Raw genomic sequence first — 14,473 nt, 5'->3', positions numbered from 1 at the left:
GTGAATACTTAATAAAAGGAAACGAGGTAATTTCATGTTAAAAAAACCATTTTTACTATTTTTTTCACTTTTAGGAGCTATTTTTATTTTAGCTAGTTGTGGCATAGGAAAAGATGCTGTCACAGATACTAAGTACAAAGTTAGTTTGCAGCAAGCTGCTGAAATCTACGAAAAAGAAGCTGGCAACAGCAAACCATTAGTAAATGTCCAATTTGATACAAAACCAGAAAGTGACTACAGCTATATCTTTACCAACGATACAGAAACACTTTACGTGAATCCTGAAACAGGAAAAGTCACCAAAAATACTGAAGCAAATCAACTTGGCAAAAACGAGACAGCCTTTTCAGCTGCTGAAGTCAAAGAATTAGGCGCTGTTAACGACGTCTTAGCCAAAGCAAAAAAAGAAGTTGGAGGACTTTCTCCACGTATTTTGACTTGGAAGTTAACCAAAAATAACAACAAACTTGTTTATACAGTAGATGTTAAAACGACTACGGCAGATGAAAAAGTTACCTTAGATGCCAATAAATAAGTACAAGCGTATAACTTATCACTAAATAACCAAATCTTAAAATACTCTTCGGGACAGAACCTACGCTTTCGGAAAGCTTAACATTTTCTGAAGCCGATCGTTCTGTCCTAATTTCATTCTTTTAAGCAATAATAATTGTTCGTTACCCCTGCTACCGTTATACTTAGTTTAAAAGAAAAGATGGGAGTATCAATTCATGGTTTATACAGTTGATTTTAAAGAAGTAGCCACTCTTGGTTTAGAAAGTTCACCAGTGGCACCTGCTCTTGCTGGACTAAGAGCGAATGAAGCTCGCTATTTTTGGAATAAATACAAACATCGCTTTACGACCGTCCCTGCCTCTGAAGCTCCAGAAACATTGGCCTGGATTGAAAAAATTTTATTAGAACGAGAATTACATTTCCCTTACAAGCCACTTGAAATTTCTTCTTTCACTTTAGATGGCATAAAAATGGCCTATGTATTTTATGAAAACGGCTTAGCAGTTAACGTGATGTACACATTAGCTGATGAAGGCAAACGCGCCGTTGGGTTTAAACTTTCAGACGGTATGGCAATTCCTGCAGAATTTGAAGGAAAATTCAAATTTGCTCGTCAAAAATCAAAATTAGCTGGAACCATTCGCGGCTCTTATTTTGGCATTAAAGGAACCTATTAAAAAATGCTTTTGCCTTTATTATTAAAGGCAAAAGCATTTTTTTATTTTAATTCTTCAATATAGTTAAATACTTGTTGTCCAGCAATACCGCCTTCACCGACCGCTGTCGTGATTTGACGCAATGTTTTTTCACGGACATCACCAATGGCATAAACACCAGGAATTTTTGTTCTCATTTCTTGGTCTGTTTCAATCCAACCAGCCTCATTCGTAATACCAGCTTTTTTAAATGGTTCTGTTAATGGATCTAGCCCCACGTAAATGAACACGCCGTTTGCTTCAATTTCAGAAACTTCATCTGTTTTGACATTCCGGGCTTTCACACCTGTCACGACCATTTCATTGCCAACAATTTCTTCGACAACTGTATCCCAAACAAAGGAAATCTTTTCATTTGCAAAGGCACGATCTTGAATGATTTTTTGCGCACGCAATTCATCACGACGGTGAACAATCACTACTTCAGAAGCAAATTGCGTTAAATAGATTGCTTCTTCAACTGCAGAATCGCCGCCGCCAACGACTACTAAGCGTTTATTTTTAAAGAAAGCACCATCACAAACGGCACAATAAGAAACACCACGGCCAGCAAATTCTTCTTCGCCTTTTACACCCAATTTTCGGTGTTCACAGCCTGTTGCAATAATTACCGCTTTAGCTTCATAAGATTTGTCATCACAAATCACTTCTTTATAGGATCCGTGGTCTTCAATGCCCATCACAATACCATACGCATTTTCCGTACCAAATTTTTCTACATTTTCATACATTTTATAGGCCAATTCTGGACCCATAATAGAATCAAAGCCTGGGTAATTCTCTACCTCAGCAGTGTTGTTCATTTGCCCACCAGGCGCACCGCGTTCAATCATCAATACAGAAAGATTGGACCGTGATGCATAAAGTGCTGCCGTCATCCCAGCAGGACCGGCACCAATGATAATTACATCATACATTTTATTTCCCCCAAAATTTTAAGTAAGTTTACTTTACTCCTTAAACAATTTCTTGTCTACTTTTCTGCCCTTTTTTGACATTCGGAGTAGGTGTGTCTATTACGTAAGTTATTGTACCATGGTTTTGTGTTTTCTAGGAGGGGGAATGAAGATTAATTTAGCTATTGTATTTAAACCAGAATTCTTCAATTTTTTCTTTGAATGCTATCGTTGGATAATTCCCTCTTAAATCAAAAGTGTGTCTATCACCATCACTAAATTTTATTTGATAATTATAAATAACCTCCCTTTCCATTTGTCTGAAAAGTCCTACATCAATGACCTCCGACCAACTACGCACTATTAGAAATCCCTTTTCATGATATGACAAACCATGACTGTCCATTCTATATAAAATGCCACCATATTTTCTGATATACTTAGTCTCATCAATCCCGGTTTCGATTATCAAAAAAGCAAACATACATATTAATTTAAGTAAGGATAAAGCACTGATTAGTATAGCCACTACTGTTAAAAAAACAAAAAAATTATATTACTTGTCACTGGATTTTTATAGAGTGGAAAGTAAAACCATACCAAGCAACTAAGTGTGACAAAAATAACACCTAGCCCTATACCAATTTTTTTGTACCCATCTGCCTTAGTCAGTCTCACTTCAAATATCTCTTCCTCATTTATAAGCAAACTCAAACTTTTCTCTCCTCTTTCCTTACAACAAAACTCTAATCAGTTCAAAACTATTTAACACCAATCATCAAATCAGTGTATACCTTATTATCTATTACTTGCGGACAATAGAAAATTGGTGAAACAATTGTCAAATCTTCCTGAACAACTATAGTGATTAACTCTTCTAATGCTTTAGAGAATTCAGATAGCTTATCGCCTTTTGCTCTAGTTGCTAACATATTGTTCACCTGAAAATAAGATTGGAAACGATATTCTGCTGGAAGATTCTCTTGCCATTCTTCATTGACAGGTAAAAAAACTTGAATCAGCAATTCTTCTTCACGAATGTCAGAATTCATTGAATAGAAAAAGCTGTCTGATAAAGAATAATCTGCTTCAAAAATTGTTTCCAAAGCATCTTCTAAACAACGACCCATCTCCTCTGAAGTCGTTACATAATAACGACTGATGACATTTTGATAATGTAATGATTGTTTATAGCCAATTGTTTTTCTCATTTTTTCACCTACTCTTTTGTTGGGATTAAAACATCTACCCAATATTCATCATAAACTAAGGTCATTACCAACAATAATTTATCGTCAAATTCAATCTTTTGTTCCAGCAAGTAATCCGTCATTTCCTCAATATTAGCACCAAGTTCATCATCAAAAGGAATTCTTTTACGAACTAGATGATCATAATGAATATTTTCTACAGTAAAAATCTCGCCACTTTCAACTGGCTCATTCACAGGAATATAAAATTTATACGTTTGTTGTTCTTCACTTAATTCAGTTGGTTTTAGTTCAATCATTGTTGGTCCATTTTTATAAAAACCTTCTTCATAAGTTAATTCTTCTGATTGTAAAATTAAATCCACTAATTGATCTGTTGTTGCTCGTTTTTCAATATACACTAAATTGTTCATTTCCAATGATACTTTTTCAATCATCTTTTTCCCTCTTTTCATTAAATTAATTTCCTAAAATCGATCTATTTTTAAATTTTTCAATCCCTACCAATTCCTTTGACTGAATCTTTGAAGGCTGGTTTTAAGCCTCCTTGCGTGCTTGGAGTCAAGTAAAGTCTTTGCCTTTTCTCATATCGTTATCAATGCCAGTTAATTTATCAAACTTACTCAACCATTTCCCGGCTTTTTTGATGACTAAAGTGCCGTCTGACATTCGTTTAATTCTGGAAGAAATATAGTTATTTTTTGGTTCTCTTGTTCTTCATCATTTCAATTGAATTCCCATATACAGATGTATTTTCATTTTTTTCTGATTCTTTTTTCCAATATTGTAATATTCTTGGTATTTGAAAAGTTAAAGCAAATTGCAAGGCTGATACCATTACTACCAATGCTAAATAAAAAAGATTAATATTATCCAATGCAGTAGAAGCCATGGCACCTATTATAGCTAAAATGGATAAACAATTGATATAATAGTTTGCATACTTATCTCTGATATCAAAATTATTATTTTTTAGGGAGAGATACACTAATATACTATTGATGATTATCCCTAATATCCAAAGTAATAAAACCATTAATTCACCAACAATAAATTTTTCAACAGGATTACTTAGTAAGATCGAGAAATATGATACTGTGAGAAGTAGCAACATTACCAATGAGATATACGGAATTATTACTATATACTTTTGTTTTTGATTACTTTTAAATACGACTGTACCCGTTACTATTAATACAACAAAAAATATAAGTATCCCTAATTGAACATTAGCAAAAATTATTGTATGACGATTATATATTTTTTCTTTATTTCCTGACCAATAAGTTAACAAAAAAATTGTGATAAACACTATATAACAAACCAACATTGACGAAAAAGACTTTATAGTATATTTCTTTTTGCTATTTTTTTCATAAAATTTTGGTATAAAATTAGATATTATTTGAACCATCCAGATACTCCTTTTATCATAGAGTTAACTCCTGATTTTATATTTTTTGTTATATTCATTTGTTTATCAGCCCAGTTTAAACCTTGGCTAACTATTATCCCTGCCCCCACAACAGCCCAAACTGGTGCAAATGTAGCTACACCCGCCGATACAGCTCCTATCGCCGCCGTTGTCACTGCTACTTTCCCGACATCCACCAATGCACCACCCACTTTACTTGCGGTAATTTCTTGCCCTTTCAATCCGTCTTTTCTGGCCTGTTTTTCACTCTTGCTTATTCCTTGCACAACCTCCACAGCACCTGCCGCTATGTTTAATCCGGGAATAATTTTTCCTGCACCTTTTGCATTAATTAATGCTTTGGCATCTTTCACAACACCGTTAACGCCAAAAGATAATCCTTTCTTTAACGATTTCCCCATTGATTTTAGAGTTCCCTTTGCGACCCCTTTAATACTTGCTTTACTAAAAGCTTCACCAGATTCTCTTAGAATAGACTTCTTATCTACTAAATCTAATTTGCCTAATAATTTATCTCCTAGTTTAGTAAATTCCTTTGCGGTCCCCGATGCAGTGATACTTAATGACCGATGACCTTTTGGCACATAATCATCAATATCTGCTAATTGATCTAATTTTTTTAGCCAGCCTTTTGCTCGTCTCATTACCAATTTTCCATTTGGCAGACGTTTGATACGACTAGAAATGTATAATTTTTTCATATGGTTTATATATTTTTTTCCTGAAACAACGCCTTTTGCTATCGCATGATTAATTAATTTATCTAGTTCGTCTAACTTTTCTTCTGTTAAATTACCATCCATAGCCATTAAAATTGGATGGTCTTTTTCAAAAGCAAGTCTATCTTTTTCTTCTTCCTGGACTTTTTTATGCGCTTCTTTTATTTCATTTTTAAATGTTTTATCCGTAAATATTTCCAATGATTTGGGATTGCTATAGCTTAATCCTCCGACGTTCGTGATTTGGCTGGATTGTTGGGCTAGTTTGTCTTTGACAGCACTGCCTGCTTTGCGTCCGTTAAAAGTGTCCATGCCTTTCAGCGTTTCCGTCAAAATTTTCTTAGCCTCTTCCATTTTTTTATTAAATTGATTGGATGGTGCGGAAATAGGGACGATATGTGCTACAGAACTGTAGATGTTGCTAATTTTCTTATCTAATTTCGCAAAATTTGATAACGGTGTTGAAAATTTTCCTTTTGCTTCATTTAAGGCATCTGTATCAATGATGGCTGATTCACTATTTTCCTTCACACTAGCTTTAAAATCACTAATTGTTTTTTCCATTTCTTGTGCTATTGTATGTAAAAGATCATAATAATTGGTTAGCATCGGTAGTTGGTAATTACCAATTTCACCATTAATAGCTGTTTTGACTTTTCCAGATAAAGCATCACTTCCTTGGACTGTTTTCCAATCGCTTTTGGCACGATTGATTTCTGCTTGTAGTTTATTTCTGGAAGAAGTAATTTTGTTTTTAGCTTCCATTACTTCACGCATATTAATTTTCATTTGCCCACCTCCTCATTAGACATACGTACACGAATATTTTTCATCTTGCACCAATTGTTTTCTCAAAACTTCAAAAGTAAACTTTTCCTCATATGCATTAGTAGGCCCTTCTGAAATAACTCGTTTTACCATGACCGAGTTAAAATAAATTGGCTCCACCTCTGCTTGTAATCCAAATGGCCATAAAGTTCCTACGTAATCAATCATCATTTGCGTTTCTGGAATGGTTAATTTTCTCCCTTGAACAGAAACAAATAAACCTAATTCATCTGTAGTAAAAAGCGCTTTAACATCTTCGGTTAATAATTCTTCATCTAATTCGACAATGGTTCCAATTGGATAGATTTCTGTAAAAATTGTATCAACGAAACCCATAAATCGTTTAAATTGTGGCACGGTCAATACAACTTGTTTTTTTAACCAAGCAAAAGTGACTCTTTCCTCTTCATAATCAAAACTAATATGAATAATCGCGCCAATTCTTGGTTTATGTTCATAACTTGTGGTTTGATTGAGGAAACTTTGATAAATATTTTGAGCTAATTGGGGTTGACCGCCCAAAATTAAACCGAGTTCGTTTATGGTGTCCTTTGTTATTTCTCCAGTCAGGTTACTACTTTCTATAGTAGCCACCCACAACTCCTTTTGTTGTTGATTCATTTTTCTTCACTCCTTATTGACTAATTTTCATAGTAGCAGCTCCCGCTTTATCATCATTGGCTTTATTTTTTCCGGCAGCAATCATTTTATTGGTGCTTCCTTTTGCAAATTCTTTGTAACTTTCTAGAGAAGAATTGATTTGCTCTATCATTGTTTTGAATTCTGTAAAAGGTCGCGCATTTGTTTGAGAAAAAGATACAGTTTTCATTTTGCCAATTCCTGAAATTGTGCTGTTTGCTTTATTGACAGATTGCATCCATTCCGATAAATTTACACCGCTTTTCATTATTTTTTTCACTCCTTTATTAAGAATCCAAACTCATTGCTATTGATAATAGTGCCGAAATTTGTGAATTTAATGAACTGATTGTCATGGCTTCACGTTGCGCTTCTTCTTGTAAGTTAGACAATTTCCGTTGAAATGTTTGTAAATTTTCTTGATTTTTTGTGGCATATTTTGATAAATCACTATCTACTTTTCTAACTTTTTCATTATACTTATTCCGTCGTGTGCCTTTAAAATTACTTCCAGAAATACTCTTTAACTGACTAGAAACGGTTGATTTCAATTGATGAATACTAAGAATCTCTCGACTTAATTCACGAATTGCTTTTTCTAATTCTCGAATTTTCTGATCAATTTGATTTTTGTTGGCTTGTGCCGTGTTGACCTGACTACTTAAATGACTGGCTTCAGCACGCTTTCCGGCTGCCAGTGCTCTTTTTTGCGCTTTTATTGCTTCATCACTCATGAGGTTCCTCCTTTACCGAATCCCTAAAATCGTTGAAATCACTTGAGCCAATACACCACTAGCGGTATTTAAAAATAGATTAGACGTAAAAATTTTCCGATTCATTTTAATGATTGTCTCAAATTGTTTTGCGTCTTTTTCTTCAACAGCTTTTAGCACTTGCCTGTTGACTTGTTTTGTTTCGTCTTCATTTTTCAATGAAGTGATGACTGCTTTAAAATTAGCTTCAAGTACCGGCCAATCATAAACAGATTGTTCATTTTTTTGATGATTCTGGTTGCCAAATGTCGAATGATGAATAGTACTATCTGTGATATCCCCAACAGTAGTTGACGAATGTTCTTCATGATTATTCGAATGCATTGTATTGCCTTGTTGAATCCCTGTGTTTAGGTTGGCCTGGTTGCCATGAATCACATGGTGATTTCCTTGAATAATTTTTTGTTCCGCAATATTGATTTCTGAATACACATTTTTGTGATTGAATGCTGCTTCAACTGCATTACGGACTTTGTTTAAAAATTCAGCATCTTGAAAATAAAGGGAGTAATTATCTCCAGAATTTAGTTGAAAGATTAAATATTCTTTATTACTTTGATGTCTTTGATAAACCATATAGATATACAATCCTGTCAATCCCATAATAATTAAACTAATCCAACGTAATCCTTCAAACCGAATAGTTCCAAAAGCTAAAACAAAAATGCTTATCGCCATCACAGGAATTCTCATCCGCTTAGTTCCAGCATATATTCTGGAAATGTTACTTAATTGTAAAGTTAGATGATCAAACCTTAAAATGTTATCTTTGATAATAAAATGATTTGTTTCAATTTCTTCTTCGCTCTTTTTCATATCAATTAATTTTGACAATTCATTATTCATAATTCCACTCCTTTTTATTCACTTACTAACTTCACCCGCATTGCTGTTCGACCTTCAAAGAAATGAGATTCATCCAATTCCACGGCAGGTTCATTATAATCACTTTTCGTTTTAACAAAGCTTTGGTCTGCGAGTCTGGTACCAACCATACCTGCTGGGATATTAGCACGTAATAATTTATCGGCATCATTAAAACTGTTTTCCAATAATTTTTGATTGGTTTGGAAAATAAAATACATCGCGACTTGGCTACCTTTTTTCAGTAGGATATTTAGGTTTTCAGCACTAATAAAGGATTTTTCAACAAATTGTTGTGCTTCGGGAATATAAATCAACATTGGTTCATACTCACTAATCATTTGTCGTTGTTCAATTTCCTGTAATAATTCATTGACAAAGCTTCCATATTCAGTTCCTGCGATCACTGTATCAAAGCTATCTGCATAACCGCCAAAACGGTCACTATGGTTAAAGATAATCCGTTCGGCACGCCCTCTAAAATGCTTCATGTCTTCGATAATCACTTTTTCAACAGATTCATTTTGTTGTGGTGTATCATCACCAATCACAAAATAACCATGTTCCGTTGGTTTGAAGCCCACTATGTTAGTCGTTTCTTTATCAAAGGCAATAGGGAACTCCATATTTTCCAGCATTTGTTGAGCGTGTGGATGATTGTATAGATTCGCCATAGCGATTGTTTTCGGTAACATTGGAATTGGTAGCGGTCGTTCACCGCCCCATTTTTGGTTCATCTTTTCAATTTCTTGTTCTAAACGGTTTAAACGAGCGATATCATTTTCCCCTTCTGTTGGTAGATAGATTTGAATTTCTTGCGGCTGTTCTAATTTCACTTGTGCACGTCCCATAATTTCTTGTGGAATCAAAGCTTCTCGTCCAACAACATCACGAATCGCATCTTCTTCTACTAAATACAAACCGATATGTGTTGGGATATTACTTGTCATACTCATTTTAAAGCTATTTGTTCTTAAGACCGCAATAATGGTGTACAAGCCAACACTTGCTCCTTCTCGTAGCAATTGATTTAAAACAGATTCAATTGGATCTTCTAATGGGCTTTCTTTGACTGCATCAAACCCATCTACAATCGTAACAATCACTGGTAATTTCTGTCCTGATTTTTCTTCGTATTGATTTAAACTAGCAACACCGTATTCAGTAAAGGCATCTTTACGCTCTTGAATTTCTTTACGAATTCGTTTTAAGAATTTAACCAATTTTTCCTCTTCTTCTAAACGGACTAAATCAGCAACATGTGGTAATTTTTTCAACGGTAACAACCCATTTGTACCAAAATCAAACAAATTAAATTGAACTTGTTCTGGTGTATTTTTACGAGCAAAGTTCATTACTAGGGTTTGCAAAGCTGTTGATTTACCGAACCCCGGTGAACCATATAAGGCAGTATGATTTAATTCGTGCAAATCAAAATTGAAATTGACTTGTTCTTGTTTTGCTGGAATATCCATAAAACCAAAAGGAACAGAAAGTTCTCGTTGTTCTTGCCATTGCGTTTTAAAAAGTGGTGAAACAATTTCTGTTGCTAATGGAGGTAACCAAGGTTTCTCTGGTAAAACTGCTTGACTTTCTTTCGCATACTTGGCAATTGTTTCAACAATTGCATCTAATTGTGTTAACTCATCCTCTGTTTTAACAGAAATTTCTTCTTCTTCGGAAAGGTCGGCAGTTAATAATTCATATTGTCCCAATTGATTAATTAACCAAATCCGTTCATCTACTTTTTCTTCTCTGGTAGCAAATGGATCATAGTTAGCACCACTCCAAGCCGATTGGAATAATTCGTAAATTTCATTATTCCCTACTTGTAAATAGGCACGACCCGGTTGAGTAATACTAGCAGCGTCTGGGGTTTTAATGATCTCATTGGAATCATTGGCATCGGCAACTTTTAATGCCAATTTAAACCGTGAATTAGACCAAATTTGGTCGTCGACAACGCCACTTGGTTTTTGGGTTGCTAAAATTAAATGCACACCTAGAGAACGACCAATCCGAGCGGTTGAAACTAATTCAGCCATAAAATCCGGTTCATTGGCTTTTAATTCAGCAAATTCATCGCTAATTAAAAATAAATGGGGTAAAGGCTCACTTGGATAGCTTTTCTTTTCTTCTGGATCAGTAATTTCTTTTCCTTGTTTATATAATTTCGTATAACCATTGATGTGGTTAACCCCGTATTCTCCAAATTTTCGTTGTCGTTTTTGTAATTCTGCACGAATACTTTGTAATGCTCTAGCTGAACTAGCTCCATCTAAGTTAGTAATCGAACCCAACAAATGAGGTAATTTTGCAAATAAGTTAGCCATTCCGCCTCCTTTAAAATCAATAGGTAAAAAACCTACATCTTCTGGAGCAAAATTAACAGCTAATGACAACATATAACTTTGAACGATTTCAGACTTACCAGAGCCAGTCGTTCCTGCGACAAGTCCATGCGGTCCATGGGCACGTTCATGTAAGTTCAAGTAAACAATGTCATCTTTGCCACGAACACCAAGAGGAACTGCTAAAGACTTAGAAGTATCGGCTCTTTGCCAACGGTCTGTTACATTTAAATCCTTTATTTCCTTTACATCATATAATTCTAAAAAGTCAATTGCTTCAGGAATAGCATTCTTCTCCACTTCCACATGCTGCAAATTCGCCAAGCGCTGAATCGCATAAGCAAGCGGATAAACAGTCGGTAAATGATTAGGAACGAAGTTTTGGTTCACATATTTATTATTTTGATTAATTAAAGTCGCCGCTTCACTACTTTGATACTCAATCAGTGTAGTTGTCGTTTCTGGTAACATATTTAAAGCATCTTTTCCCCAAATAACTGTCACACCATATTGACTCATATCTTCAGCTAAAAATTCATTTAAGCCATGCCCTGACAACCAGCTTTCCTCTAAAATCGACAGAATATACTGTGGTTGAAAGTGAACTTTTTCATTACCGGCTTCGCGCACTTGTTGACGACGTTTCGTAATCATTTGATAGAAAGAATTTAAAACCATATCCCTTGTTTGAGGATCGTGAACAATCCCACGCAAATTCAGACTGCGGATTTTGACGTGTGGCAACCAACGCCAAGAATGCCAATCTTTCTGATAATCTTCCTCTGGTACTAAAGTAATAAACTCTACGTCACGATAGGAATGTAAAACAGAAACTTGAAATAACAACGTTTGAATGGCTGTCCTTAAAACAGCAGGTGTTCCCGCCAATCCTAAGGTTTGTCCCATTAGTGGTACAACAATCGGCGCCTTTTCTAATTGTTTATATGGCCATACTAATTGTTCTTCAGCTTCTTGACTTAGTGAATCATCTTCCATTGACTGATAATTTGTCGTAAAACTTGAAGAAATTTCACCAACCCCTAAGCGAACTGTCAAAAAATCTTCATTAGTCATCATGCGTTCATATATCCGCGCATGATACTCTTTTGTCATTAAGGCTAATTCGTTCATGGCAGGATTCATATATTCCAAGGCCTCTTTTTGTTCTTGTTGCAAGATACTTAAACGAGCTTTCTCTTGTATTAAATATTGTTCGTAGCTATTTGTCCGTTCGATATTCTTTTGCTTTGTTTCTTTTTTATTGGTGAAATAACTAGAGACTGAAAAACCAGCCGTCAATAAACTCGCTCCGCCCATACTAAGCATCATAATTGGATTGCCCCCACTTAAAAAGCTTGTTGCGCCACTCAAAACTACCATTCCTAAAGGTGGGACAATCGTCCGTAACAGTTCATTTTTCCCTTCTGTTTGTTTGGCTTTTGGGGCAGCAATTTCTATTTGTTTTTTTGGCTCCTTCAAGTGGATCCGTGGACTTCGTCGAAATGACGGGAAATCGACAGGATATTCTGGAATAACCTCCTCTTCTACAATTTGCCAAGGATTCAGGGAATATGTAGCTCCTAGACTTGTTAACTTTAATTGTTTTTCCCGAACTTCAATGATTAAGCCATTGACAACTAATTGATCACCGACTGCAAAAGCATAGCTTCCTTTTTCAACTAAATAATGATTGTAGTAAATCGTATCTTCTCCGGGATAAATCGTTGCTATATATTCCCCAGTTTCTGGTGCTAGTGTAATATTGATGATGGCATCTGTTTCTAATGAAATCGCAGCATTTTTGGCAGAGGCAATTAAAAAATCTTTCTGTGGTTTATTGGTGGTGACAGTAATCAATTCTTCGTGGGGAAAAACAGAAAAATTTTCAGCAGAATCAAAGGTTTCACCATTACAGAATAATTCTTCATTTTCGTAAAAAAATAATTGTTGATTGATTGAAACACTTGGGTTTTTAGCCGTAATTTGACGGTGAAGAAGTTGGGGACCAAAATAAAAAATGTCAAAATAAATCATGCTAGATGTATGAATTTGATCATTCACAGAGACCAATTTTTTAATGATTTTCGTTGTCATCCGTTTTTCCTCCCAAGATTTTCATGTATTTATTAATCGCTTCTTCATATTTTTTTAACAATGCTTGTTTTTTCTCGCCGTTCATTTTGTTATTGGCTTTGGTTGCATCATATAATTTTGTATAGGCATGTAATATATATTGGTTATCGCCTAAATTTTGGGCAATATCTAATGATTTTTCAAAGTCTCCTTTGCCAATATAAATCCAATAAAGTAAGGTATTTTCACTAGATTTTTGAGATAAATTATTTAAAATTGCTGTTTTTTGTTCATTTGATAAATTATCTAGTTGGACAGAACTAACAGCAGCAACATACTTAGCTCCTATCGGTAATTCTTCTGGTGTATCTTCTTTTAATGTTTTCGTAACACTTGCATAGTCATTAGAAATATACTGCGCTTCTGCCAAACTCACTCGCTCTTGGGCTGGTAATTTTTTTAAGACATAAATCACTGTTGTAGTTGCAAAAAGTAGCGTTAAAGCCAATAACACTAAGCTGGCCCATTTAAAGGTTAAATAACTTTTTTTACTCACTAATTTGGTTTCTGCTTCACGCTTGGCTTTTTGACGAATGACTTGTTCACCAATGATTTGCTCAATTTCATTGATTGTTTTCGCCTCTTGTAATTGTTTAGATAGCGTATCTTTCAGGGTGCCATTCCCTTGAATCAATTGTTCATACTCATACTTTGGATGTAAGATTGCTAAAATCAGCGCTCGATATTGTTTAAAAAATTCTCTTTCATCTGCTGAATAAGGCACAATGACCTGCATAAAACCACGATGAGCAATTAATAATTCTTCTCCTAAGATATAGATGTTTTCTGGATGAATAAAGGGTTGGACCGGTGTACCTAAGAAATCAACCAAATAATGAACTCTTTGCGCTAACAATAATCGCTCATATTGATCCATTTTTTTATCGCTTGTAAAATGGATTGCATATATTGATCCTTATGGTATTGAATCACTAACGCTTCTTCCGTTGCTTGTATTATTTTTCCCGATAAAAATCCACGACTTGATTTTAAAAATTGTTGAAACTGTTCTAGTTTTTCTAACTGATATTGATTTGCTTGTAATGTCACTTGAACATATTCTTTTGTTGCTTCTAACGTGATTGTCTCTGAAATATCCTTTAACTCGCTCATCCATGTGTCTCCTTTATAATTTCTTTTACTACTAGTTGGTCGCCATTCCCTAATGGATAATCTGCAATTAATTGATTGTCAGCTAAATGAATTGGTTTATTCAAAACAACCAATTCAAATGATGCTGGCAAACGGATTGGCAACAACTCAAACGATTCGCGTAACAATTCTTTTAAACGTGCAACTGATACCTGATTAGGGATTTGCAAATCAATAATTTGATTCGACACATGTAAGCCGATACCAATCGATGTTCTTTTGTTCATGTTTCTTTCACTC

General features: G+C 34.8%; 13 protein-coding genes and 1 pseudogene. 2 read left to right on the top strand and 12 right to left on the bottom strand.

Annotation, left to right across the window (positions count from 1 at the left end):
* The first annotated feature begins 34 nt into the window (after nt 1-34).
* Together camE and MKZ30_RS05835 are read left to right on the top strand one after the other, a co-directional pair.
* Complete coding sequence (gene camE, locus MKZ30_RS05840) at nt 35-535, top strand: plasmid sex pheromone cAM373 precursor (RefSeq protein WP_033601346.1); 501 nt, start codon at nt 35-37, stop codon at nt 533-535.
* A gap of 196 nt (nt 536-731) precedes the next feature.
* Nucleotides 732-1,193 carry a DUF8821 family protein gene (locus MKZ30_RS05835; protein WP_010816474.1) on the top strand — a complete coding sequence of 154 codons (462 nt, stop codon included), beginning with the start codon at nt 732-734 and terminating at the stop codon, nt 1,191-1,193.
* A 41-nt stretch (nt 1,194-1,234) separates the two neighbouring features.
* On the opposite strand, the gene trxB is transcribed toward MKZ30_RS05835, so the two are convergent.
* The 12 genes and pseudogenes from trxB to MKZ30_RS05775 form a co-directional block, all read right to left on the bottom strand.
* On the bottom strand, nt 1,235-2,149 hold the full coding sequence (gene trxB, locus MKZ30_RS05830; RefSeq protein WP_002357780.1) for a thioredoxin-disulfide reductase: 915 nt from the start codon (nt 2,147-2,149) through the stop codon (nt 1,235-1,237).
* A gap of 740 nt (nt 2,150-2,889) precedes the next feature.
* The gene (locus tag MKZ30_RS05825; protein WP_010712385.1) at nt 2,890-3,339 is read right to left on the bottom strand and encodes a DUF5085 family protein; all 450 of its coding nucleotides are present in this window, start codon (nt 3,337-3,339) and stop codon (nt 2,890-2,892) included.
* Between the two features lie 8 nt (nt 3,340-3,347).
* Entirely contained in the window at nt 3,348-3,794 is a 447-nt protein-coding gene (locus MKZ30_RS05820; RefSeq protein ID WP_025189366.1) for a hypothetical protein, read from the bottom strand.
* Nucleotides 3,795-4,033: 239 nt separating this feature from the next.
* Nucleotides 4,034-4,753 carry a hypothetical protein gene (locus tag MKZ30_RS05815; protein WP_002361726.1) on the bottom strand — a complete coding sequence of 240 codons (720 nt, stop codon included), beginning with the start codon at nt 4,751-4,753 and terminating at the stop codon, nt 4,034-4,036.
* Nucleotides 4,741-6,282, bottom strand: a complete 1,542-nt coding sequence (locus MKZ30_RS05810; protein WP_033601345.1) for a T7SS effector LXG polymorphic toxin — start codon at nt 6,280-6,282, stop codon at nt 4,741-4,743. Before MKZ30_RS05810 ends, MKZ30_RS05815 begins: the two co-directional genes overlap by 13 nt.
* Before the next feature lie 15 nt (nt 6,283-6,297).
* Nucleotides 6,298-6,942: a DUF4176 domain-containing protein gene (locus MKZ30_RS05805; protein ID WP_002407018.1), complete on the bottom strand. Its 645-nt coding sequence runs from the start codon at nt 6,940-6,942 to the stop codon at nt 6,298-6,300.
* Nucleotides 6,943-6,955: 13 nt separating this feature from the next.
* Nucleotides 6,956-7,228, bottom strand: a complete 273-nt coding sequence (locus tag MKZ30_RS05800; protein WP_002407019.1) for a hypothetical protein — start codon at nt 7,226-7,228, stop codon at nt 6,956-6,958.
* Between the two features lie 19 nt (nt 7,229-7,247).
* Complete coding sequence (locus MKZ30_RS05795; protein WP_002361714.1) at nt 7,248-7,694, bottom strand: YwqH-like family protein; 447 nt, start codon at nt 7,692-7,694, stop codon at nt 7,248-7,250.
* A 12-nt stretch (nt 7,695-7,706) separates the two neighbouring features.
* The gene (locus tag MKZ30_RS05790) at nt 7,707-8,579 is read right to left on the bottom strand and encodes a DUF6232 family protein (RefSeq protein ID WP_002407020.1); all 873 of its coding nucleotides are present in this window, start codon (nt 8,577-8,579) and stop codon (nt 7,707-7,709) included.
* A 14-nt stretch (nt 8,580-8,593) separates the two neighbouring features.
* Nucleotides 8,594-13,042 (bottom strand): type VII secretion protein EssC, encoded by a 4,449-nt coding sequence (gene essC / locus MKZ30_RS05785; RefSeq protein WP_033601344.1) that lies wholly within the window; start codon nt 13,040-13,042, stop codon nt 8,594-8,596.
* Nucleotides 13,023-14,194, bottom strand: a pseudogene (gene essB / locus MKZ30_RS05780) (type VII secretion protein EssB). The gene essC and the pseudogene essB overlap by 20 nt, the downstream one beginning before the upstream one ends.
* Complete coding sequence (locus MKZ30_RS05775) at nt 14,191-14,460, bottom strand: EsaB/YukD family protein (RefSeq protein ID WP_033601342.1); 270 nt, start codon at nt 14,458-14,460, stop codon at nt 14,191-14,193. The pseudogene essB and the gene MKZ30_RS05775 overlap by 4 nt, the downstream one beginning before the upstream one ends.
* Nucleotides 14,461-14,473 lie beyond the last annotated feature (13 nt).

The organism is Enterococcus sp. LX10 (assembly GCF_023539285.1).
GTDB lineage: Bacteria > Bacillota > Bacilli > Lactobacillales > Enterococcaceae > Enterococcus > Enterococcus faecalis.
This window is presented reverse-complemented; position numbering and strand designations above follow the sequence as displayed.

What these genes read in the sequence shown, in the direction of transcription:
- camE (WP_033601346.1), top strand. Translation starts at nt 35, where the DNA reads ATGTTAAAAAAACCATTTTTACTATTTTTTTCACTTTTAGGAGCTATT.
- MKZ30_RS05835 (WP_010816474.1), top strand. Translation starts at nt 732, where the DNA reads ATGGTTTATACAGTTGATTTTAAAGAAGTAGCCACTCTTGGTTTAGAA.
- trxB (WP_002357780.1), bottom strand. Translation starts at nt 2,149, where the DNA reads ATGTATGATGTAATTATCATTGGTGCCGGTCCTGCTGGGATGACGGCA.
- MKZ30_RS05825 (WP_010712385.1), bottom strand. Translation starts at nt 3,339, where the DNA reads ATGAGAAAAACAATTGGCTATAAACAATCATTACATTATCAAAATGTC.
- MKZ30_RS05820 (WP_025189366.1), bottom strand. Translation starts at nt 3,794, where the DNA reads ATGAAAAGAGGGAAAAAGATGATTGAAAAAGTATCATTGGAAATGAAC.
- MKZ30_RS05815 (WP_002361726.1), bottom strand. Translation starts at nt 4,753, where the DNA reads ATGGTTCAAATAATATCTAATTTTATACCAAAATTTTATGAAAAAAAT.
- MKZ30_RS05810 (WP_033601345.1), bottom strand. Translation starts at nt 6,282, where the DNA reads ATGAAAATTAATATGCGTGAAGTAATGGAAGCTAAAAACAAAATTACT.
- MKZ30_RS05805 (WP_002407018.1), bottom strand. Translation starts at nt 6,942, where the DNA reads ATGAATCAACAACAAAAGGAGTTGTGGGTGGCTACTATAGAAAGTAGT.
- MKZ30_RS05800 (WP_002407019.1), bottom strand. Translation starts at nt 7,228, where the DNA reads ATGAAAAGCGGTGTAAATTTATCGGAATGGATGCAATCTGTCAATAAA.
- MKZ30_RS05795 (WP_002361714.1), bottom strand. Translation starts at nt 7,694, where the DNA reads ATGAGTGATGAAGCAATAAAAGCGCAAAAAAGAGCACTGGCAGCCGGA.
- MKZ30_RS05790 (WP_002407020.1), bottom strand. Translation starts at nt 8,579, where the DNA reads ATGAATAATGAATTGTCAAAATTAATTGATATGAAAAAGAGCGAAGAA.
- essC (WP_033601344.1), bottom strand. Translation starts at nt 13,042, where the DNA reads ATGACAACGAAAATCATTAAAAAATTGGTCTCTGTGAATGATCAAATT.
- MKZ30_RS05775 (WP_033601342.1), bottom strand. Translation starts at nt 14,460, where the DNA reads ATGAACAAAAGAACATCGATTGGTATCGGCTTACATGTGTCGAATCAA.